Consider the following 22,512-nt stretch of genomic DNA (forward strand, 5'->3'; position numbering starts at 1 on the left):
GAACGACATATCTCGCGCAATAGTGACGCTATCCGTTTTTTGCACAAGAACCACAGCCCTTCTCTTTATGGGTCTGATGGTCAAGCACAGCGTTCACTATTGGCAGGTCGTAAAATCCAAGTTTAGAATTTGGCTAATATTTAGCAATAAAATCAATGCACTATAAAATAGTGCATTGATTTCGTTTATTTAAAATATAGATAAAGATTTAATTCAGTACTATTTTAAATCTTACTCATCACTATCAAAATAAACCACATCCTCACCAATATGAGCTTTATAGTTTATATCATTTAATAAAAGTAACCCTTGTCTAAAAAATGAACTTTTCCATCTAAAATTACTTGCCCTGTTCCATTAATTCCTTTAGCAATGCTTATATAGTCAGATTTAATACGAACCAGTGAATCCAATAAATTAAGACTAGCCATTGTAATTTCATTACTTTTCATTAATAATTGGCTATTAACTAGATCAGTATTTCCATCAATATATAAACTGTAATTTGCATCTATATATACAAGCCTGCATAATAATATTAATTCAGAGTTTTCATAACCCCAATAGTCATTTGTTTTATAAAAGAGAGGTTTTTACTGTTATATCGAGGTTCGTAAATATTGGAATAATGATTAATATCTAAAATCCCTTCATTAATAAATATGTCTGTTTCAGAGACCAAAGTACGTGTATTTATTTCACCTTCATTATTTACATCACCTCCAGCCGATTTTATTAATAAAAATTGGCTATTAATACCGGCTCCCTTATGGATACTAAGGCGAGAGTAATCATCTTTTTTAAGATTTTTTTTAAGATAATTATTGTTTCCAGGTCCTACCTTATATTTATTTAAACCTATATCAAAACGAATTAGCTCAGCATTAAAATCACCTTTTTTAATATCAATTTTATTAGAGATAATATTTATACTTTTAGAAGTAATATCTTTAAAATTACGTTTTAATAGCGTAAATTCGTTAATATTTTTCAAGTTTTTTTCAAAACTAAAATTAATACCTGCATTAGATAAATCAAATTGTTTTGAAAACGCCTCCTGACTACTTCCTGTAATCAGTTTGATATTATTAGCCCCTGAAAAAGAGCAGTCATAGCAAGAAATGCCATTTGGGTTTGCAATAATAATATCCGTTTTTTTCCGACAACAAAAAGTTCTCCATTTAATAAAGAAGGCTCATTAGAAACCACCTCATTAATAATAAGATCTGCTTGTGATTTGTTATGTAATTTTAGTCCAACCTCCGGCACATTAAATTTATTATAATAAATGTGAGAAACTCCATCATTATTTGTATGATTAATAATAATAGAGGGCTTTCCTACCCGCTCTTTTACTATATTACCTGAAGCATCATGATATATTTTCAGCGGAGAAGAAACATCATAATAAACTTCCAGCGTGGGAGAAGCATCACCACCTTGTTCTGATTGTGGTGCGAGTAAAACACTTGATTGAGTCGCATAAGAACTTGTGCTTAGTCCAATTAAAACAATAGAGAATATATTAAACTTTTTCTTTGTTAACATCATAAATTAGCATCCTACATTTAAAAATAAGTTGCTAGTTTTATTAAAATGACCCCATAATAATATTAAAAATAAAACACAAATAATATTAATGTTTTTAAAAAATCGGACTAAAATTTATTTAAAGACAACCAGAATAAATAAAAAATAATGACGATATATTTCATAGCGTCATTATTATTAACCACTCTTATATAAGCACTTCTATCTTAATGAAATTATCATTTTTTAATAATAACCTTATCTCTATTCACATTGTGAATATTGATTTATTTCCTTTTTTTATATTTATTCTATCATTATAATCATTATTAATAGCATAAATATTTCCATTAATATCAATATTATCATTAACCGACAAACTTACTGATGATAAAATATTAACTAGATTAGCATCCTCATGCTGAATATAATTTCCGGATTTAAAATCAACATTAGAATATTCAAACCTTTGATAACCTTTATTAATTAGATCACCATTAGATAGGTCAATATTTAAATTTGTCTTATATACAGTAAACCTTGAACCTTTATTATTTGAGAAAATAGTTGACTTTATACTTGAACCAGAATTAATGTTTACTTCATATTTTTCTTTGATATCTAATAAGGTTAAAAAAGGTAATATACGACTTCCTTTTATATTTATTTCGTTAAAGTTTTTTAATTTTGCATTAGATGTTAGCGTAAAATATCCCGTATTAATAACACCTCGATTAATAAAATCGCTTTATTTGATGTAACAGAAAAATTATTTATATTTAAAGTAATATTTTTTTCAATGGAAGTAGCACCATGATAACGACCTTTAGCTACAGTTCTATTATTTATTATATAAAACTATATATTAATTCATCACTGATAATTTTCATTTTATTTGCATAAATAGTTCCATTACCTTTAAATAGAATATTATTAGAAATAATAGAAACATCATTATACATCATATTATTTTTAGTTTTAACAGTGATTTTTGATTGATCCGTCAAGATAAAATTTATCATAAAATCTATCGGTTTTTCACGACTAGTAAATCCTGTTATTAAGGTCAACTTTGCTATATTATCAAAATCACAATTTGTACACGTAATACCGTTAGGATTAGCAATTATCATATTAACAGGCATACCCTCTACTGATAATTTACCTGCTAATACACTTTCGTTGTTTGATGTCACTTCACTAATCACTGTTGTGGGAAAATTATGTTCCCCAACTTTAAGTAATGCTCCCTCTTTCCCTATATTAAAACTCTCATAATAATTATGTGAAACACCTTGAATATTAGCTTTTTCTATTTCTATAATAGGCTTATTTCCATCATAATGAATAGCTAATCCTTTAGATAAATATTTATCTTTTTTAATAAGATCTTGACAATAATGGTGTTGATTGAAGAGTAGATGCAATAATAAAAGTTATAATTCTATTTCTTGTCATATTAAATTATTTTTAATTAAAATTGATAAGGGCGAGGATTATTATTGAAGTAATTAAATCAAGATATTATAAATAAAACATATTCAAAAATTTGTATATTTATAATTTAAATATAGAATTAATATATTGATTAATAACGCATCTACTTGTATCTATCACATGGCATATTACAGCGAAAAAAGCCACTTAATTAAATTAAGTGGCTTTAAAATTAATTCTATTTATTGGGAGGATTTACTACTGATTACCACCAATCATTGACGTCATACGAATACGGCGGCCTTCACTAACTTCCATATTCGACAACACAGCTAATTGTGGCAGGCTACGACGTAAGAAACGTGATAATAATGAACGCAGCGCATGATTAACTAATAATACTGGTGCACCGCCTGACATCTCTTGATGTCGCACCGCATCAGCCGCTTGGTGTTCAATATTTTCAGCCAGCCCCGGTTCTAATCCACCACCACTTTGCATGGCTTGTAATAATAAACGCTCTAAGCCAGCATCTAACCCAATAACCTGAATTTCGTCTTGATCACCAAACCAATGCTGAGTAATAGCGCGACGTAATGCCACACGAACAACCGCCGTTAATTCACTCGGATCTTTTTGTTCTGGTGCGTGCTCAGCTAATGCTTCTAATATGGTTCTCATATCACGAATTGGTACCTGTTCAGAAAGTAAATTCTGCAATACCTTGTGCAATACCGTAAGAGAAAGCATATCTGGGATCATGTTTTCTGTCATTTTAGGGAGTTCTTTACTTACCCTATCAAACAACATTTGTGCTTCTTGACGGCCAAACAGCTCAGAAGCATATTTGGTCAGTGCATGGTTAAAGTGTGTTGCAATCACGGTACTTGCAGCAACAACAGTATAACCCTGTACTTGTGCTTGCTCTCTTAAACTGTCATCAATCCATACCGCAGTAAGCCAAAAGCAGGCTCTTGAGTAATATCACCTTCTAGTGAACCTACCGCATTTCCTGGATTAATCGCTAGCCAGCGCCCCGGATGCGCTTCACCATGACCAATTTACCCCTTTCATTAAAATACGATAGGCAGATGGCCTTAATTCCATGTTGTCGCGGATATGCACGACTGGCGGTAAATAGCCAGTTTCTTGGGCAAACTTTTTACGGATACCACTGATACGGCCTAACAACTCGCCATTTTGCTTGCTATCTACCATCGGAATTAAGCGATAACCGACTTCCATTGCCAGTGGATCTTCTAATTGCACATCTTCCCATGACGCTTCAACAACACGACTTTGCTTTTCAACTTGCTCCATCTCTTTTTGTTGTTGTACTTCGGGATTAGCGTTACGACGCAAGATATACCAACCAAGCCCAGCCAGTGCCCGCAGTAAAGACTAAGAAAACAAAGTTTGCATTCCTGGTACTAAACCTATTAGCCTAATACAGCGGCTGTTAGCAATAATACACGTGGGTTATAAATAACTGCGTCACCATTTGCTGACCAACGTCTTCGTCAGTCGCAACACGCGTAACAATAACACCCGCCGCTGTTGAAATGATTAATGCAGAATTTGGGCAACCAGTCCATCACCAATGGTTAATAGAGTATAAGTACTTGCAGCATCGTTTAGTGGCATGTTGTGTTGAGCAACACAACAATTAAGCCCCCACAACGTTGATGACGAGGATCATCAACCAGCGATAGCATCACCACGAACGAACTTACTCGCACCATCCATTGAACCGTAGAAATCTGATTCTAAAGAAACTTCTTTCCGACGTATTTTCGCTTCTTCTTCGTTAATAATGCCGGCGTTTAAATCGCATCATTGCCATTTGTTTACCCGGCATTCCGTCTAACACGAAACGCGCACCAACTTCAGCAATACGCCCCGCACCCTTGGTGATAACCATAAAGTTAATCAATACAAGGATAATAAACACCACAATACCGATGGCAAAATTACCACAACAAGGAAGTGACCAAAGGCTTCAACAACGCGTCCTGCGGCAGCCGAACCCGTATGACCATCCATTAAGATGATACGGTAGAAGCAACGTTTAGGGATAACGTAATAACGTTGTAAATAATAAGATGGTTGGAAAGCAGCAAAATCTAATGTGCGTCGAGTGAACATCGCCACCAACAGCACATAATAGAGAGTGCAATATTAAAGGTAAATAATAGATCCAATAGAAAAGGTGGCAATGGCAATACCATCATTGACAGTATCATCAAGATAAGCACTGGCCCTGCCAGTATCTGCCACTGAGAACTTTTCCAATTTCCCGGCAAGCGGAGTAATGAGGCCAATTAGCCATGACGATTATCTTCTCCAGCAAAGTCCAGTGCGGGAGGCACTGGCAAGTTCATAGGTTGTTTAGGTTTTAAACCACCTTCGGTTTTCCATCGTTTCAGTGATAAACCCACGCCAATACTTCAGCAACCGTGCATAAAGCGTTGCGGGTATAACATGGCCAATCTCACTGTGACGATATAATGCCCTGGCAAGCGGAGGGCTTCCAGCAGCGGAATTCTAATGTTCTGCACCAATTTCTTTGATTTTTAACGCAATAACTCCCGCACCTTTAGCTATACTTTTGGTGCTGTCATTTTATCGTTATATTGCAAAGCAACGGCGTAGTGTGTTGGGTTGGTGACGATAACATCAGCTTTAGGTACATCGGCCATCATTCTACGGCGAGACATCGCATGTTGTTGCTGACGAATACGTGCTTTAAGTTGAGGGTCACCTTCTTGTTGCTTAAATTCATCTTTAATTCTTGTCGAGTCATGCGTAACTTTTTCAAATGACTACGTATTTGGAAAATAATATCGAATGCAACCATAGGTATTAACATCAATACAGCAATATACACGGCAAAAATCAGTAGTTGCATAGCATTGGCTAATGCACTTAATGGAGGAAGCGTGATCAAATGAAGAATATCGTTCCAGTTGTGCCACAAGAAAATATACGCGGCTAATCCAACAAACAGTGATTTCAATATCGCTTTAAATAATTCTGCCAACGCATTCATAGAAAAATACGTTTTAATCCAGAATAGGGTTCCATTTTTTTGGATCAAATTTAATTGATTTACTACTAAAGTTAATACCACCCATAGGGCTGAGCCACCAATGGCAACCAAAACTAACCCTAAGAAAACAGGCGATAGCGCAAAGACCGCTTGTTTAATCAAGCTGCCAAACGAGGAATGAGTAAATTTTCATTACCAATAAGGTGATGATTAAAAGTAAATCCTTCCGTTAACATGGCATGTAGCCCATGAGTAATAAACCCACCGCTCATCCACAATAAACTGACACCACCTAAGATCATCAAGACTGATGAAAGCTCTTTAGAACGAACAATCTGTCCATCCTTTTTCGCTTTTTCCTTTTTATGGGGTGTGGGTTCCTCTGTTTTTTTCGAGATCGCTATCTTCAGCCACAGTCAGTCCGATTTAGATAATGAGTTTAAAAGTATCAATGAAATGACTCTAAGCATGACAAATTAAGCGGAAATTGATGGGTGGAACAATCACAAATTTACGGGGCTTTTTAGGCTATGGCATAAGAAAGGAAAATATAATGCGGATCACACAAAAAATCGTACAAATAAAAATAAATTATCAATTCACTAGAAAAGTAAAGCAAAACTTAAAGGGATAATTCAGAAGCCGCTTAAAAAAGCGGCTTACATTTTCCTCAATAGAATGCTCTATTAAAGTTTTATTGAGTTGTTTTTTATCCATAAGTAAACAATCCTAAACGTGCAGAGTTGCAGAGTTGCAGAGTATAGAGCGAATGCATCCTGCATATTAATAACATCCATATCGCCCTACAACTCATCAATAAATTAGAAACCCATACTTTCCAGTAAATCATCAACCTGATCTTGATTTTTGATCACACCAGCATTGTTTTTATTCACTTGTGGACCATTTAATAAAGAGTCTGTTTCTTTCTTCACATTTTTCTCAAGTTGCTCTGGTGGTAAGTTCTCCATTAATACCATCACAAGTTGTTTTTCAATTTCTTGAACCACACTCATCATGCGTTAATTACCTGACCCGTCAGATCCTGAAATCCTGTGCCATCATGATTTCCAACAATTGACTGTTTGTAAAAGCCGTCGACTCAGGGATATCCCGCAAATAATTGCGGGTATCTGTAACAAGTGAGCGTACATCTTTTAGCTCTTCTGGTTGCTCAAACCATTGGTTCCAGCGTTCAGTTAGCTTACTTGCATCGGCACTTTAGCGCTTCCTGTTTCGGTTGCGCAGCTTCAACACAATTCAATGTACGCTCAGCTGCCTGAGCGGTCATTTGAGCAACATAATCCAGTCTTTCCCTGGCATCAGGGATGGCTCTGCTGCTTCGGCTATTGCCTTATCCAATCCTAATTCTCGCAAACTGTCGCGTAACATCCGCGTCAATTGTCCGATCCGGCTGATAATATCTGATGTGTTATCGATATATCTTTCGGCATAATTGGATTCCCACTCATTGTGACTCCTTAGATGCCCAGTTTTTCAAAAATTTTATTTAGTTTTTCTTCGAGAATAGCTGCTGTAAAAGGTTTAACAACATATCACTTGCACCCGCTTGCGCTGCTGCAATAATGTTTTCTTTTTTGGCTTCGGCGGTCACCATAAGTACAGGTGTTGTCGCTAATCAGCATCACTACGAATATTTTTCAACAGCTCTAGACCATCCATATTTGGCATGTTCCAGTCTGTGATAACAAAGTCGATAGTCGAATTGCGTAATTTAGCTAACGCGTCAGCACCATCTTCTGCTTCATCTACATTCGTAAAACCTAATTCCTTTAGTAAATTACGAACTATGCGGCGCATTGTTGAAAAATCATCAACCACTAAAAATTTCAGATCCTTACTTGCCATTGAAAACTCCTTCAAAATATATCGGCAAATGACTGTATTACTTTTTAAACTGAACTAAATCAGATGCGCAATGATTGCGTACTACTGATTTTCATCAATACCGCTTTGCTCATTGCATTGATACTTTTCACCTCATCAACTGCGCCCAGTTCAACCGCAGCACGAGGCATGCCAAAGACGACGCAACTCGCTTCATCTTGTGCAAAGGTGTAGCTACCTGCACGACGCATTTCTAATAAGCCTGCAGCGCCATCACTTCCCATCCCTGTTAAAATAACGCCTATCGCATTACGCCCTGCATATTTCGCAACCGATCTAAACAGCACATCAACTGAAGGACGGTGGCGATTCACCGCGGGTTCTTTATTAATATGGATCTGGTAATTAGCACCATTACGACGAAGTTCCATATGGAAATCACCTGGTGCAATATAGGCGTGACCAGGTAATACGCGCTCGCCATCTTCTGCTTCTTTTACACTTATCTGGCATAAACGATTAAGTCGTTCTGCAAATGAGTGTGTAAACCCTGCTGGCATATGTTGGGTAATTAATACCGCAGGGCTCGTAATAGGTAATGGTCTAAAAAGTTACGAATTGCCTCTGTTCCACCGGTTGAAGCACCCACTGCAATCAACTTTTCACTTGATATCATTGGAGTAAATGATATCGCCTTAGAAGGCGGAGCTTTTACTTCACGGCGACTAAGTCTAGCCTGAGCGGCTGCACGAATTTTTTCTGCGATTAATTCACTATAAGCCAGCATACCTTCACGCAGACCCAATTGTGGTTTAGTCACAAAATCAACTGCACCCAGCTCTAATGCTTTTAGCGTCACCTCTGAACCTTTTGCAGTTAATGATGAAACCATCACTACAGGCATTGGCCTTAACCGCATCAGTTTTTCCAAGAAATCAATACCATCCATTCGTGGCATTTCAACGTCTAACGTTAATACCTGAGGGTTGTACTTTTTTATCAAGTCACGTGCAACAATCGGATCTGGAGCACAGTCAACGACCTCCATATCACTGTGACTATTGATTATTTCTCGCATGATTTGACGCATTAATGCCGAATCATCAACACAGAGTACCGTTATTTTATTCATAACCTCTCCTTACTGGTGTCAGCCCGTAAACGGTATGCCCATGCAAGTAGAATTCCTTGCTAAGCTGGCTTACATTTTCAGAATGCCCAACAAATAGCATTCCATCTGGCTTAAGTAATGGAATAAAACGGCTAAGTAGACTTTGTTGTGTTGCTTTATCAAAATAAATCATCACATTACGACAAAATATCGCATCAAAACCACCTTCTAAATTCCATTGCCTTTCGAGTAGATTCAAATACTGAAAAGAGACCATCTCGCTGATTTGCTGTCTAATTTTCACGTATCCTTCAAAATCGCCGACACCTTTGAGAAAATATTTTTTTAAATATTCCTCATTTAATGTTTTAAGCTCTTCCTGTCGGTAAACACCTTTACGGGCTTTATCCAACACATTCGTATCGATATCGCTGGCAATAATTTTTGTTTTATAGGGATTGTTTCCAAAAACATCGCGTAAAGTCATCGCTATTGAATAAGGCTCTTCTCCAGTAGATGCAGCTGCACACCATACTCGGTAGACTCCTCCTGCCCTTTTTCTGGCATGTTTTGCCAAAATAGGAAAATGATGCGCTTCCCTGAAAAATGCAGTGAGATTAGTCGTTAATGCATTAATAAACTCTTGCCATTCAGGGTTGCGTACATCACTTTTAAGAAACGCAAGATAGTCACCAAAGTTATTCATCCGTAATTCACGTAACCTCCTAGTGAGACGGTTATAGACCATCTCCCTTTTGTTGTTAGTCAGTACAATACCTGCCTTTTGATAAATCAATTGGCATATGGATTGAAACTGATCATCGGACAACATGAACCGTTGGGCAAATATGTCTAACGGTTGAGCAGCGATATCTGATAAGACTTCAGTAACATTACGTTTCATTATTTTTTAATGGGTCTTTTTAAAAAATGATTTTTTATCTGCTTTTTTCAACCCATTACCTTCTAGGGATTGAGAAGACTCGTTCTCATCCGTTTCAGGCAACTCGAATGCCGATACAGCATTAACAAGGTTATTAGCCTGATCTTCTAATGCTGCGGCAGCAGATGCTGATTGCTCCACCAGTGCAGCGTTTTGCTGTGTCACCTGATCCATCTGACTGACTGCATCAGCGACTTGGTGAATACCTCTGCTTTGTTCGTCAGAAGCGGAGGCGATTTCTGCCATTAACTCAGTGACTTTATTTACTGATGTGACGAGTTCCTCCATTGTTTGCCCTGCATTATTGACTAATTGAGAACCTTGAGAGACACGTAAAACAGATTCATCAATCAATAACTTAATTTCTTTAGCAGCATCAGCACTACGCTGGGCAAGGTTACGAACCTCTCCTGCAACAACAGAGAATCCACGCCCTTGTTCACCCGCACGAGCAGCTTCCACTGCCGCGTTAAGTGCCAATATATTGGTTTGGAACGCAATACCATCAATCACACTGATAATAGCACCTATCTTTTGAGAACTTTGTGTAATCGCATCCATCGTTTCAACAACACTGTGAGTGATTTCACCACCACGTATTGCTGTTTCAGATGCAGATTCCGCAAGCTTACTCGCTTGCAACGCGTTATCCGCATTCTGTTTAACTGTTGCTGTTAACTGCTCCATGCTAGCCGCCGTTTCTTCTAAAGAAGCAGCTTGTTGCTCGGTGCGAGAAGAGAGATCCGTATTTCCTCTAGAAATTTCCTGAATACCAGAATGCATCGCATGACTGTTGTCGCGTACAATACGAATAGAGCCTGCAAGTTTGCCTCGCATATCCCGAAGCTTGCGAAACACATCACCAATTTCATCATCAGTAAAAACGAGGATTTCACGATTTAATTTGCCTGTAGCAACATCATTGAAGTAATGGCTTAAACTTGCAAAAGGCTTAATGATATTAAAACTTAGCCAGCGATGAGCAGCAATTGACACGACAATAACCATCGCTATTGCACCGATAAACATCAAAATAGCAATAGAATAAGATTGATGTCCTTGTTCAATAGAGTCAGTAATTTCGTTTTGTACATAATTCATATAGGTATTAAATGAATTTTCCATTGCTGTTTGATAACGTTCTGTCGGTTGATCTAAATATCCTTGGAAGTCACCACTTTTGAGCATTCGGTGTAAATCTTTTAATGCGCTATATAACGCTTGATAATCACTTTTTACAGAATCAACTATCTCTTTTTCTGCTTCAGGTATCGCCTCTTTATTAATATCAGCGAGGAAAGTTTGAAAATGAGTATTCGCCGTTTCCAAGCGTGAAAGTGCTATTGATTCAATAGATTGAATATAATCCGTTGACTGTTCAGTTTTCATTGCGATAGCAACACGATTAATCGCATTGCGGGTCTGTATCAAAGATGCCCAACTTAATCCTAATTCATCTCGCTTGGAAGTATCTAAATCTATTCTGGTGATCTGATTGTTATTCAAATGCACTATTCCCAGTGAGATACCACTAGAAATCACCTGCATAACGCAAAACATCATCAGTAATATATATAGACTGGTGGATATCTTTAATTTGCGAAACCTAAACATGCCTTCACCTCGTTTAAAGCGGTGGTAAATTGCCACCGCTTGTCAGCCACTTGTTGTTGTTAGAAAGTTTCCCAGTTAGCGGGATCTTCAACACTGCTGCTCTTTTTCTTTTCTGAGGTTCCTGGTTTTATAAGTGGAGCAGCGGCTTTAACTACAGGGGTTGCATCCAATTCCTTTTTTTCTTGCAATACGACTTCTTCCTGACTTTGTTGACCCGGTAATTTGAAGATTGAAACTAAGCGGGTTAATGCAACTGCTTGATCTTCAAGACCAGCAGCAGCGGCTGCAGATTGTTCTACTAAAGAGGCGTTTTGCTGAGTGACACGATCCATTTCAGATACAGCAAGACCAACTTGTGATATTCCTCGACTTTGCTCATCCGATGCCGAGGCAATTTCCCCCATAATATCGGTTACACGAGTCACTGAATCCACAATGCGTGTCATGGTTTCTCCCGCACTTTCTACTAGCACAGAGCCAGTTTCTGTACGACTAACAGAGTCTTCAATCAGTGTTTTTATTTCTTTAGCAGCTTCTGCACTTCTCTGTGCAAGATTACGAACTTCGCCGGCAACTACGGCAAATCCGCGACCATGCTCACCAGCTCTTGCAGCTTCAACAGCCGCATTCAACGCCAAAATATTGGTCTGGAATGCGATGCCATCAATCACTGCTGTGATATCGGTGATTTTTTGAGAACTTCCGGCTATGTCGTGCATTGTTTGCACCACATTAGCAACAACTTTTCCGCCTTGGCGGGCGATATCTGAAGCATCATTCGCAAGATTACTTGCTTGACGAGCGTTATCTGCGTTCTGTTTAACTGTCGCAGTTAACTGTTCCATGCTTGCCGCAGTTTCTTCCAGTGATGCCACCTGCTCTTCAGTACGTGCAGATAAATCATTATTTCCCGCAGCAATTTCGCTAGTGCTGTTATAAATATTTTCTGTACTCTGATAAACACCGCGAACGGTATGGATGAGCTCTTGTTGCATGTGTTTCAATCCGCTGGCTAACATGCTCATCTCGTTACGTCCTTTCACTTCAATATTTGGACGTAAATCACCTTCTGAGAAGGTTTTAATACTTAATAAAAGTGCATTTAGCGGTCTAATCAATGCATTACGCAGCGCAAACCAGCATAGAATTAATGCAGTAATGACGATAACGGCTAATGCAATCATGGTCGCGACTGTACGTTGATGAGAGGCTTCTAATGCCAGATTTAATTCTTCATTAAATTTCTCATTACGCATTACATAAGAGAGGTATTCTTTATAGAATCCATCTTGATAAGTCGTAGTGGGTTGTTCAAAAAAATCCTTCAAGTTTTTATCTTGAAGGAGAATTTCCAGCTGATTTAATGCTGAGAAATATTCAATAAAACGTCCCTTTAAGGCACGAACATCATCTTCTGAATGAACGGCAAAAGCCGTAACGTTCTTTTCAAATTCTTTGAATTTCTCATCAGCACGCGCCATGTTTTTACGTGCAAGACCTGTGAGATAATCGGTTGATAATGATTCGTCAACTTTCATCTCTCTATCTTGTAATAGATAGCTAATCGCGGCACGATTAATATTATTACGCGCTTGTAGTAAGTTAGCCCAGATTTCATCTAGGCGCTCACGTTGCTCTTGTATCGTTAGTGTTTTATCAAGGTCACTTCTTGTCTCTACTATATTTGAGTAGAAAACACCCCCGGATATAAATTGCAAAACACCAAACAACAGAAGAATGGATAATAATCCAGTCACTATTTTCATTCGGCTAAACATAGTTTCCCTTTTTATAATAAATGGTATGAGCAAGTTATCGGCAGACTTAAGAGAAACTTTATAGGTTTTCATTCGCCTTAATGCCGTTTTTACTCTATTAGTAAACGGTGTTAATATTGTTCAATATTAAAATGATTAGCATAAAAAACTTTATAGTTATATTTGTAAAAATAATAATACTACAGGTAATTGATTGGTGATCTTAATTTAATAAACTAAAGAAACAAAACTTAAATGAAATTATAAATTTATTTTTTAATCCCTAATTTCGCTTAAGTTTAAATTAAGTGAAATTTTCATTTATATTTAATAAAAAAATATAAAATATAAAAATAGCTATTCCGGTAAAGCTACCGGAACAGTGTTAGAATAAATATATTTTTAAAAAATAAAATTTATTTAGCTTGGATTGTTGCGCTATCAACTAATTCCATTTCTTCGCTATTGAGTAATTTTTCAATATCAACCAGAATCAACATTCTTTCATCTAAAGTGCCAAGTCCTGTTAAGTATTCGGTTGACATTGTAACTGCAAACTCTGGCGCAGGGCAGATTTGCTCTGGTTTTAGCGTAAGAACATCAGAAACGCCATCCACAACAATACCCACAACACGGTTTAATAAGTTAACCACAATAACAACAGTATTGTCATTATAAGTCACATTTTCTTGTGAAAATTTAATACGTAGATCAACTATCGGAACAATTACACCCCGTAAGTTAGTTACCCCTTTAATAAAGCTTGGTGCATTAGCAATACGAGTAACTTGATCATATCCACGAATTTCTTGTACTTTTAAAATATCAATTCCGTATTCTTCATCGCCCAGCGTAAAAATTAGAAATCCTTGTCCAACAGTTTCACCGGATAATTTCTCGAAATGTTCCGAAGCCATAATCTTATTTTATCCTCACTATTAAATAACTGCACTTGCAGTTGTATTCTTTTTCTTTTTTGTCATTTGTGTATGACTTAAACGTTGTAATTCTGGCACATCAAGAATTAAAGCAACACTGCCATCACCCATAATTGTTGCCGCAGAAATACCCGGAACTTTTCGGTAATTACTTTCTATATTTTTAACCACAACCTGATGCTGGCCAACTAATTTATCAACTAATAATGCATAGCGACGTCCTGCGCTTTGTACTATTACGGCAATAGCTTGCGTAATATCAGTTTGAGCACCTTCAATATTAAAAGTACGATGTAGTTCAATAAGCGGTAAGTATTCACCCCTTACTTGCAATAATTTTTCATCACCCGCAAGTGGATAAATATCATCCTCTTCAGGTTGTAACGAGCTGACAACCGTGCCCAGTGGTAAAATAAAGACTTCATCCTGAACTTTTACAGACATACCATCTAAAATGGCTAACGTCAGCGGAAGTAAAATACGAATACGTGTCCCTTTGCCAACTTCAAAACTAATTTGAATTTGACCGCCCATTTCTTGGATATTTCGTTTTACAACGTCCATACCCACACCACGGCCAGACACATCAGTAACGACTTCGGCGGTAGAAAAACCAGGTGCAAAAATCAGCATTGCAACGTCTTCATTACTCATGTTTTCTGAAACAGAAAGCCCTGAAGACATCGCTTTTTTCAAAATACGTTCGCGATTTAACCCAGCACCATCATCAGTCACTTCAATACAAATATTGCCACCTTGATGTTCTGCTGACAGAGTTAACTGCCCCGCTTCAGGTTTACCAGCTGCAACACGATCTGCTGGCATTTCAATACCATGATCTAAGCTATTGCGTACTAAATGAGTCAGTGGATCAATAATTTTTTCAATCAAACTTTTATCGAGTTCAGTTGAGCTACCAATCATATTTAGCTCAACTTTTTTATTCATTTTACCCGCTACATCGCGTACAACTCGGGGGAAACGACTAAAAACATATTCCATCGGCATCATACGAATCGACATAACCGATTCTTGTAAATCTCTAGAATTACGCTGTAATTGAGCAATACAACTTAGTAGATCGCTGTAAATAGATGGCTCAAGCGTATCACTATGTTGCGCCAACATAGATTGTGTAATAACCAGCTCACCAACTAAGTTGATTAACTGATCCACTTTTTCTACCGCAACTCGAATACTGGTAGATTCTGTTTTCGGTGTCGCAGCAGCTGTCGGTCTTCTTGCGGGAGCAGATGGTGTAGCGGCAGGTGCTGGGCTAGTAGGCTCTTTTATTTCAGGTGTTGGAGATTGTGCAACCTCTGCTAAATCAGCACTTTTTTCTTTTACACTATCCGCAGCAGCAATTTCATTAGCTTCTTTTTTTACTTCAGAGGCTTCTTGATGATTATTGCTCGTGTTCTCTTGCGATGCTGATTTACCAAATGAGATCTGTTCTGGCTCAATGACGAAACAAAGAACAGCACTAATATCTTCTTCTGTCGCTGTTGTTTTTAATATTGCTTCAAGGCCATGATGCTGTTTTTCAGCTTGGCTGACTTCACCAAGATGTTTTAATTCATCTAGCATTAAATCAATATCTGTCTCTTTAAGGTCAGATAAAATAATGTGATGGTAAAAGTGACCATCCGCTGCGCGTTGAGATTTAGTCTCAACTTCTTCAGTTTGTACATTATCAACTTCTGATGATTGAGCAGAACTGTTAAGAGGTGGGGCATCTACGGCTGAAGATGTTGCCTCAGCGACCACTTCTACTGTCGGTGCTGATTGTTCATCTTTTACATCGAGAGCCAACTGACGCAACTTCTCACAAATATAGTTAAATGTTTCCTCATCCGGTTCTTGTGAGTTTTTATGTGCATCCAATTGCTGTTGCATAATATCTTTCGCTTCCAGAAACAGGTTAATAATGTCGTCGGTGAGCGCCATCTCATGGCGTCTTGCACTGTCGAGCAAGTTTTCAAGCACATGAGTGGTCTGCTGAAGTTTAACGAAGCCAAATGTTGCGGCCCCTCCTTTTATGGAGTGCGCACTGCGGAAAATAGCATTCATCTGTTCTTGATCCGGGTTTTGCGGATCAAGTAATAGAAGATGCTGCTCCATATCAGCTAACAACTCATCTGCTTCATCAAAAAATGTTTGATAAAACTCAGTAATATCCATCGTTACTCATTCACCTTTACGCGATTACTAACAATTAAGAGCTTGCACCCTGTCTTGTCGTAATATTTGTCGATTGTGATGGCAAACTTTCCCCAGAAACTCCTGTTTCAACATTTTCCTTTTTTGATTCGGGAAGCTCAGATGCGGAAGACACAGACGGTTGTGTCTGTGTGTTTCCTGCTTTTTCTTGTGGGGTTTCTTGCCCTGAAAGTAGAGGCTCAACTTCTGATGCCTCTTTTACTGTCGGTGCAACCCGCTCATTCTCATGTATAATTTTTTGTTCTGCCTGCTTAGTTAACACAATGATTGTTATCCGTCGGTTTGCAGGAGCAAAACCATCCTCTTTGACTAAATGAACTGTTGATGCCATTCCAACAACTCGTAAAATTTTCCATTCGTTTAGACCTGCACCAATAAGTTCTCGGCGAGAGGCATTTGCACGATCTGTCGATAATTCCCAGTTGCTGTATTTCATTGCACCACTGGCATAAGGAATATCATCGGTATGACCTGATAGACTTATTTTATAAGGCGTATCATTAAGAATGGGTGCAATAGCAGTTAGAATATCCTTCATATAAGGCGCAACTATGGCACTGCCCACCCTAAACATTGGGCGGCTTTCTTTATCAATAATCTGAATACGTAATCCTTCATCCATCATATCGATCAGCAAATGTGGTTTAAGATCTTTTAAGCGAGGATCATTTAAAATGACTTGCTCTAAATTATCTTTTAAACGACGAAACTGTTGTTTTTCATTGAGCTGTTTATCTTCCTGCCCTTTTGGCAAAATATCACCTTCATTGTAGACAGGATCACGACCACCACCAGGAATAGGATTTGTTGCATCTCCACTAAAGCGCCCTTTTTCAATAGCGACTTTTAGTGGTGTACGAAAATATTCTGCTACACGCGTTAATTCTTGTGGGCTGGCGATAGAAAGCAGCCACATCACCAGAAAGAAAGCCATCATTGCAGTCATAAAGTCAGCATAAGCTATCTTCCATGAGCCGCCATGAGTGTTATGCTGTTTTCTCCCTCGCTTTTTAACCCTGATTATCTGTGAATTACTCTTCATAGTTACTCTTCTTTCATTGCATCAGGATTTGCCTGCATCGGTGTCCGTACCTGACGTACATGTTCTTCCAATTCAATAAATGAAGGTCTGTCTGCCAGAAAGAGGGTTTTACGCCCAAACTCAACTGCTATCTGTGGTGCATATCCATTCATGCTAGATAACAAGGTTGTTTTGATACACTCCATCATTTTCATTTGTTGACTAGAGCGTTGTCTGATCCGTGATGCTAACGGAGAAATAAATCCGTAAGCTAATAAAATACCTAGAAAAGTACCCACCATCGCGTGACCAATTAGCGCACCCATTTCACCAGCGGGTCTATCTGCTGCACCTAAAGCATTTACAACCCCCATTACCGCAGCAACAATACCAAATGCGGGTAATGAATCGCCCATGGTTGATAAGCCAGAAGCAGGAACTTCACTCTCTTCTTCGAAAGTGGAAATTTCTTCATCCATCAACGATTCGATTTCATAAGGGTTCATATTCCCAGTAACCATTAAGCGCATATAGTCGGTAATAAAATTGAGAATATAGGCATCTTTCATGATGCGAGGATACTGCGAAAAAATATCACTTTGTTGCGGATTTTCGATATCTCTCTCTAGCGCTAACATGCCGTTTTGGCGTGCTTTGGACAATAAACGAAACATGAGTGCCATTAAATCCATATACATCGCTTTATTGTAGTTTGTGCTACGCAGTAACTTAGGTAAGATTTTTACCGTCGATACGATAGCGCGACCATTGTTACCTACAATAAAAGCACCGATGCCGGCACCAAAAATGATTAAAAACTCTGCGGGTTGATATAATGCGCCTAAACTTCCTCCGACGAGGGTATACCCTCCGAGGACAGCACAAGTAACCACGATATATCCTAAGAGTACTAACACGCGATATCCCTTTAGCTAATTTCGTTATAGAGAGAATGGCGAACATAGCAGCAAGAGATAGGAGGGGATGAAGAAGCGGTTCAGGTTATAGAAAAGTTGACTCTATAACCTGGTATTTAACTTTCAATCTCGAATCACATTGCAAACTGTTCAAGACCATCCAACAGTTGTAAGTTAATATCGGCAGGATTGGCGGAAAGTTTACGTTTTTTTATTGCGCGAGAAGGTGGCTGGCACAGACTACAAACATAATTGCTGGCTGGCTGATGTGCGTGTGTAATAAATGAACCATTACATCTGGTACAAACTGAAAGTTGCAACATACCACTTTCAACAAAGCGTACTAATGTCCATGCTCTTGTTAAGGCTAAAATTGGTTCTTCGTTTTTGTCTGGTGGACATTGTTCTAGATATAGACGATATGCTTTAACGACAGCTTCAACACCAACACATCCCCCGTTTTTCAATAGAAAACGGTAGGCATTGTAGAACATTGAAGAATGGATATTTTGTTCCCATGTCATAAACCAATCCGTTGAAAAAGGTAACATTCCTTTTGGAGGGGGGCTCCCTCTTAATTCTTTGTATAATTTAATTAAACGCCCCCGACTGAGCTGAGTTTCGCTTTCAAGCATTTGTAAGCGAGCACCTAAGGTGATTAATTCCATTGCTAAGCGAATATCTTTCGCCTCTCGGACTATACTTTTCTCACTCATTGCTATGCCCGTTTCTTTGTTGCAGATGTATCTTGTTCCGCTAATTGACGAAACAAATTAGAGGAAAGAAGAATACCAGTATGGATTTGCTGCAAATCATCCACTCTAGACTCTTTAGTGAGTTGTTCTATTGTTTCGCTGTCTTCAAACCGGAAATTACAGATTAGTTGGTTTGTTTCAGCCAACTTAACCAATTGAGGCAATGTCAACTCTTTTAACGCATCAGCCATAGAATCACTAATACCAAGCCGAAACATTGCTGAAGCCTTTTCTTGGTTAATTAACCTTTGCGCCAAAAGCAAATACGATAAATTTATGTCATAAATATGCTTAAGCAATTCAACCGTACTCATCTCTTTACATCCCGTCCGATTATATTGAACAAAGAGGATCTTCCTTAAAGCAAGATCCCGAGGAAATTAATATAAAAGTATATTGAATCTCCAGGCCCCATTTTATGAACATGACTCGTAGTAACACTACCTTGTATTACTTAGTTACGGTCATTTTCAAAAGTAGCGAAAAAAACATTTAAATTAAAAAGAAACTTTAAATGCTCGCCAATATAGCGCGTTAAGAATAATCCTAACGCGACAACTTTACTCCTTAACGATTAAGTTATTCAACGGATAAAGTAGTCTAATTTAAATACTATGTGAGTTACATCACAAAAAGATAATCATTATTATGGAATTAGTTCATTAACTATTCAAGTGATAATGCTAATAAAACTTTGTGTAAATTAATAAGCTAATCTACCCAAATTAAAATATTAATGATAATTTTTTATTTTATACGATCTATTAAACTTATAAACTTAAAAATACAGCACAAAAATTTGACAAAACTACAATTATAGATTTTTTTGATCACAGTAACATATATTGCAATACCTCCTCCTCATCTTTGTCTAAACAGACAATCGTTATTTAATAAATATTTCTATAGATATTATTTTTTCACTGTTTACTTAAACCCTTAGAAATGATCACTTTTTATTTACAATTTGAGCAAAAAACACCCACATCTAATTATTTCTGGTTATCTCATTTTCTAGACACTTTTATACCTGTAAAATAACATTATTTTTCAATATGATAGATTCATATTAAATTCAGTTAGTAGTATAAGTCACATAAAATTAAATTCTTAGTTATGCATCTTACACCGCTAATCATTGAATATTTATTATCATCTCATTAAGGTTTCATTATGAAATAAAGTAATTTATCTAATTTATTTAAGTGACAATTTAACACGAAAATTACAGGACTCTTAATTCGAGTTTTATCGAACATAAATTAAGCATTGGAAAAAAATATCATCATATAAATAAGATTTATTAATGAATCACTGTCTATTTTATAATCACATCATGTTTTTAATTTTGATAACATCATTATTATTCTCAATAAAAATATCTAATTTAAATAAAAGTATAAAACTAGTTCTTTATTATTTTAATTAACAAAAAACATCTTAAATATATAATATTTGGCTTAAGTTAAATATAAACAAAAAATAAATAATTTATAAATTTCAGTCAAAACACCATTACAATAATAAATAAAATCATAATTAATAAAATATAATAACTTTATTAATAAAAAAACATAGCTTTATAACATAAGAATAAAAATTATTAAGTAGAATGTAAAAATAATAAAAATCTATAAAAATAATCTTTATTATTTTTATTAACTAATCACTTTATCTATAGAAGTAAAAAAGAAATATGAAATAATCATTCCAATTAAACAGAAAAAAATTTAAAGATATCTATTCTAACGCGATTAATTTACACCATATTAAAATGGAATATGTGCTTTTTTATTAAGATATCACCAGCTTAATGAGTATCAAAAAATAATTTTTGCTAAAATAAGTTACACCAAGCAGGAGTTTACATCTGTATAATTAAACTTTGTCAAAGTAAACCAAAAAGAAAACAATTTGATCAAAATAACACCTTATTGACCATTCTAATAGCAACTAGGATGAATTATAAAAAATTTGAGTTATCATTATAAAGGATAAGGTCAAAAAAACAGCAATTTTTGACCTCTTGTCTATAAGCCTTCTAAATGCGCCACAAGCAACCTTTAACTATCAGCCTTGATTACCACATCTTAATGTGTTTCACAGTACTTTTTGTGCCTATGCTAGCAAGTCTTCTAATTGACGAAGAATGTGCCCAAATTTTGATAAATAAGGTATTACTATATTAGGAAGTGAATCAGCCTTAAAGCCTCAAATATATATCTTCATATTTTTTTCTTTTACACCATTATCATATAAGTCAATCACTCCTTAAATGAGTAATATAGTGGTTATAATTAATGTTAATTACAATAAAGCCCTTGATAGCGGTGATTTTTAACATTTATACATCCTTTATTTCATTACTATAGTCATCAATAATTCATACCATGAATTTAGTCACAATTTGACACCTTGATTTTTGTAAAGTAGCTAATTTACAAAATATTGTTACAGTATTTATCTATTGTAATAAATTACATCATTCATCAAGTGAATACGTCGGATGTAAAGTATCGCTTTAACTTTTATCCTTATTACTCCTTGTTTTTCAGTTTTCAATCACGCAATCACGACGATTTATTTTTATCATCGAATTCTATTTTTTTAGATTTTTTTCACGTTTTTAAGTTTATCTATTTGTGAAAATCTAAAAAAGACAATATAAGATAATAGCTATATTTATTCCCGAGATGAATGATAGCGATGCGTTTATTTCAAACTCAGATAATTCTCCTTCTGTTAAAAGAGAGAGTTATATCCTTGACAAGGATATAACTAACTAATACATGGAATTATCATTTTATAGCTAGATTGGATTGGTATAATTTTTTCAACGTCATTATAAGATTACTTATTGGTATCATTTAGTCTACAGAACGTTTACAAATCTTTTGATACTTTTTCAAAAGATTTTAGTGCACTATCGATAAGTAATGACAAACAACGTTAATTGAGTATTCATCAACTTTACTGTAGCAGGCAAAATCAGCTATTTGAGCCAGAGCTCATCCTACCAGATGAGAGTTCGATTTTATTAAATTAGAAATTTTACTTAAAAAAACAGATATTAATTAATCAAAATTAAAATCACTGCTAGATTTTTCACCAAATACATTGAAATAATTTGAGAGTATTCTTTTGTCACTGAGTTAAAACTTAGTGTTATCAACGCAACGCGCTGAAAATAAGACAAAATTCTATACTGCATTAAGTACCTTAATAACGACTTTTCCTTCTACCATAGTGATAGAGCCCCTGCTAAATGAGTGCCCACACCTGTTATTACTATTCTACTAAGCCATTTAAACAAGAAAATTTATGCTAAATTAACATAATTGTCTTCAAATCAAATCTAGCTTTATTTCGCTT

The 22,512-nt window shown here is 36.3% G+C and carries 17 protein-coding genes and 6 pseudogenes; all 23 read right to left on the minus strand.

Annotated elements, in window-relative coordinates; genetic code table 11:
• Positions 1–293 precede the first annotated feature (293 nt).
• On the minus strand, positions 294–431 hold the full coding sequence (locus PH4a_RS18090; RefSeq protein ID WP_164971512.1) for a hypothetical protein: 138 nt from the start codon (positions 429–431) through the stop codon (positions 294–296).
• A gap of 107 nt (positions 432–538) precedes the next feature.
• Positions 539–994 carry a hypothetical protein gene (locus PH4a_RS00010; RefSeq protein ID WP_129036821.1) on the minus strand — a complete coding sequence of 152 codons (456 nt, stop codon included), beginning with the start codon at positions 992–994 and terminating at the stop codon, positions 539–541.
• Positions 995–1,074: 80 nt separating this feature from the next.
• Positions 1,075–1,551, minus strand: a complete 477-nt coding sequence (locus PH4a_RS00015) for a hypothetical protein (protein WP_129036823.1) — start codon at positions 1,549–1,551, stop codon at positions 1,075–1,077.
• A gap of 827 nt (positions 1,552–2,378) precedes the next feature.
• Complete coding sequence (locus PH4a_RS00020; protein ID WP_129036825.1) at positions 2,379–2,957, minus strand: two-partner secretion domain-containing protein; 579 nt, start codon at positions 2,955–2,957, stop codon at positions 2,379–2,381.
• Positions 2,958–3,225: 268 nt separating this feature from the next.
• Positions 3,226–4,329, minus strand: a pseudogene (locus tag PH4a_RS00025) (FHIPEP family type III secretion protein).
• A 97-nt stretch (positions 4,330–4,426) separates the two neighbouring features.
• Complete coding sequence (locus tag PH4a_RS18395; protein WP_341868159.1) at positions 4,427–4,534, minus strand: hypothetical protein; 108 nt, start codon at positions 4,532–4,534, stop codon at positions 4,427–4,429.
• Positions 4,534–4,782, minus strand: a pseudogene (locus PH4a_RS18400) (FHIPEP family type III secretion protein). Before PH4a_RS18400 ends, PH4a_RS18395 begins: the two are co-directional and overlap by 1 nt.
• On the minus strand, positions 4,775–4,888 hold the full coding sequence (locus PH4a_RS18405; protein ID WP_279634836.1) for an FHIPEP family type III secretion protein: 114 nt from the start codon (positions 4,886–4,888) through the stop codon (positions 4,775–4,777). Before PH4a_RS18405 ends, PH4a_RS18400 begins: the two are co-directional and overlap by 8 nt.
• A gap of 8 nt (positions 4,889–4,896) precedes the next feature.
• On the minus strand, positions 4,897–5,118 hold the full coding sequence (locus PH4a_RS18190; protein ID WP_244212915.1) for a hypothetical protein: 222 nt from the start codon (positions 5,116–5,118) through the stop codon (positions 4,897–4,899).
• A 449-nt stretch (positions 5,119–5,567) separates the two neighbouring features.
• A pseudogene (locus tag PH4a_RS18200) lies at positions 5,568–6,178 on the minus strand (EscU/YscU/HrcU family type III secretion system export apparatus switch protein).
• Positions 6,175–6,432, minus strand: a complete 258-nt coding sequence (locus PH4a_RS18410) for an EscU/YscU/HrcU family type III secretion system export apparatus switch protein (RefSeq protein ID WP_341868161.1) — start codon at positions 6,430–6,432, stop codon at positions 6,175–6,177. The pseudogene PH4a_RS18200 and the gene PH4a_RS18410 overlap by 4 nt, the downstream one beginning before the upstream one ends.
• Positions 6,433–6,837: 405 nt before the next feature.
• Positions 6,838–7,456: pseudogene (gene cheZ, locus PH4a_RS00035) on the minus strand (protein phosphatase CheZ).
• A gap of 41 nt (positions 7,457–7,497) precedes the next feature.
• A pseudogene (cheY, locus tag PH4a_RS00040) lies at positions 7,498–7,885 on the minus strand (chemotaxis response regulator CheY).
• A gap of 59 nt (positions 7,886–7,944) precedes the next feature.
• Positions 7,945–8,996 (minus strand): annotated as a pseudogene (locus PH4a_RS00045) (protein-glutamate methylesterase/protein-glutamine glutaminase).
• Positions 8,989–9,879: a protein-glutamate O-methyltransferase CheR gene (cheR, locus tag PH4a_RS00050; protein ID WP_129036828.1), complete on the minus strand. Its 891-nt coding sequence runs from the start codon at positions 9,877–9,879 to the stop codon at positions 8,989–8,991. The pseudogene PH4a_RS00045 and the gene cheR overlap by 8 nt, the downstream one beginning before the upstream one ends.
• Before the next feature lie 6 nt (positions 9,880–9,885).
• Complete coding sequence (locus PH4a_RS00055) at positions 9,886–11,532, minus strand: methyl-accepting chemotaxis protein (protein WP_129036829.1); 1,647 nt, start codon at positions 11,530–11,532, stop codon at positions 9,886–9,888.
• A gap of 59 nt (positions 11,533–11,591) precedes the next feature.
• On the minus strand, positions 11,592–13,310 hold the full coding sequence (locus PH4a_RS00060; RefSeq protein WP_129036831.1) for a methyl-accepting chemotaxis protein: 1,719 nt from the start codon (positions 13,308–13,310) through the stop codon (positions 11,592–11,594).
• Between the two features lie 395 nt (positions 13,311–13,705).
• Positions 13,706–14,206, minus strand: a complete 501-nt coding sequence (gene cheW / locus PH4a_RS00065) for a chemotaxis protein CheW (protein ID WP_064720389.1) — start codon at positions 14,204–14,206, stop codon at positions 13,706–13,708.
• 21 nt (positions 14,207–14,227) lie between these two features.
• Positions 14,228–16,408: a chemotaxis protein CheA gene (gene cheA, locus PH4a_RS00070; RefSeq protein WP_129036833.1), complete on the minus strand. Its 2,181-nt coding sequence runs from the start codon at positions 16,406–16,408 to the stop codon at positions 14,228–14,230.
• A gap of 34 nt (positions 16,409–16,442) precedes the next feature.
• Positions 16,443–17,489 carry a flagellar motor protein MotB gene (gene motB, locus PH4a_RS00075; protein WP_129036835.1) on the minus strand — a complete coding sequence of 349 codons (1,047 nt, stop codon included), beginning with the start codon at positions 17,487–17,489 and terminating at the stop codon, positions 16,443–16,445.
• Positions 17,490–17,491: 2 nt separating this feature from the next.
• Positions 17,492–18,385, minus strand: a complete 894-nt coding sequence (gene motA, locus PH4a_RS00080; RefSeq protein WP_129036837.1) for a flagellar motor stator protein MotA — start codon at positions 18,383–18,385, stop codon at positions 17,492–17,494.
• Positions 18,386–18,519: 134 nt separating this feature from the next.
• A complete protein-coding gene (gene flhC / locus PH4a_RS00085) occupies positions 18,520–19,101 on the minus strand; it encodes a flagellar transcriptional regulator FlhC (protein ID WP_064720394.1) in 582 nt (193 codons plus the stop codon).
• Between the two features lie 2 nt (positions 19,102–19,103).
• Positions 19,104–19,454 (minus strand): flagellar transcriptional regulator FlhD, encoded by a 351-nt coding sequence (flhD, locus tag PH4a_RS00090; RefSeq protein WP_064720395.1) that lies wholly within the window; start codon positions 19,452–19,454, stop codon positions 19,104–19,106.
• Positions 19,455–22,512: the final 3,058 nt, after the last annotated feature.

Source organism: Proteus hauseri, from assembly GCF_004116975.1.
GTDB lineage: Bacteria > Pseudomonadota > Gammaproteobacteria > Enterobacterales > Enterobacteriaceae > Proteus > Proteus hauseri.

Excerpts from the sequence above, each read along its gene's own strand:
- PH4a_RS18090 (WP_164971512.1), bottom strand. The coding sequence starts at position 431 with ATGGCTAGTCTTAATTTATTGGATTCACTGGTTCGTATTAAATCTGAC.
- PH4a_RS00015 (WP_129036823.1), bottom strand. The coding sequence starts at position 1,551 with ATGATGTTAACAAAGAAAAAGTTTAATATATTCTCTATTGTTTTAATT.
- PH4a_RS18405 (WP_279634836.1), bottom strand. The coding sequence starts at position 4,888 with ATGGTTATCACCAAGGGTGCGGGGCGTATTGCTGAAGTTGGTGCGCGT.
- cheR (WP_129036828.1), bottom strand. The coding sequence starts at position 9,879 with ATGAAACGTAATGTTACTGAAGTCTTATCAGATATCGCTGCTCAACCG.
- PH4a_RS00055 (WP_129036829.1), bottom strand. The coding sequence starts at position 11,532 with ATGTTTAGGTTTCGCAAATTAAAGATATCCACCAGTCTATATATATTA.
- PH4a_RS00060 (WP_129036831.1), bottom strand. The coding sequence starts at position 13,310 with ATGTTTAGCCGAATGAAAATAGTGACTGGATTATTATCCATTCTTCTG.
- cheW (WP_064720389.1), bottom strand. The coding sequence starts at position 14,206 with ATGGCTTCGGAACATTTCGAGAAATTATCCGGTGAAACTGTTGGACAA.
- cheA (WP_129036833.1), bottom strand. The coding sequence starts at position 16,408 with ATGGATATTACTGAGTTTTATCAAACATTTTTTGATGAAGCAGATGAG.
- motB (WP_129036835.1), bottom strand. The coding sequence starts at position 17,489 with ATGAAGAGTAATTCACAGATAATCAGGGTTAAAAAGCGAGGGAGAAAA.
- flhC (WP_064720394.1), bottom strand. The coding sequence starts at position 19,101 with ATGAGTGAGAAAAGTATAGTCCGAGAGGCGAAAGATATTCGCTTAGCA.
- flhD (WP_064720395.1), bottom strand. The coding sequence starts at position 19,454 with ATGAGTACGGTTGAATTGCTTAAGCATATTTATGACATAAATTTATCG.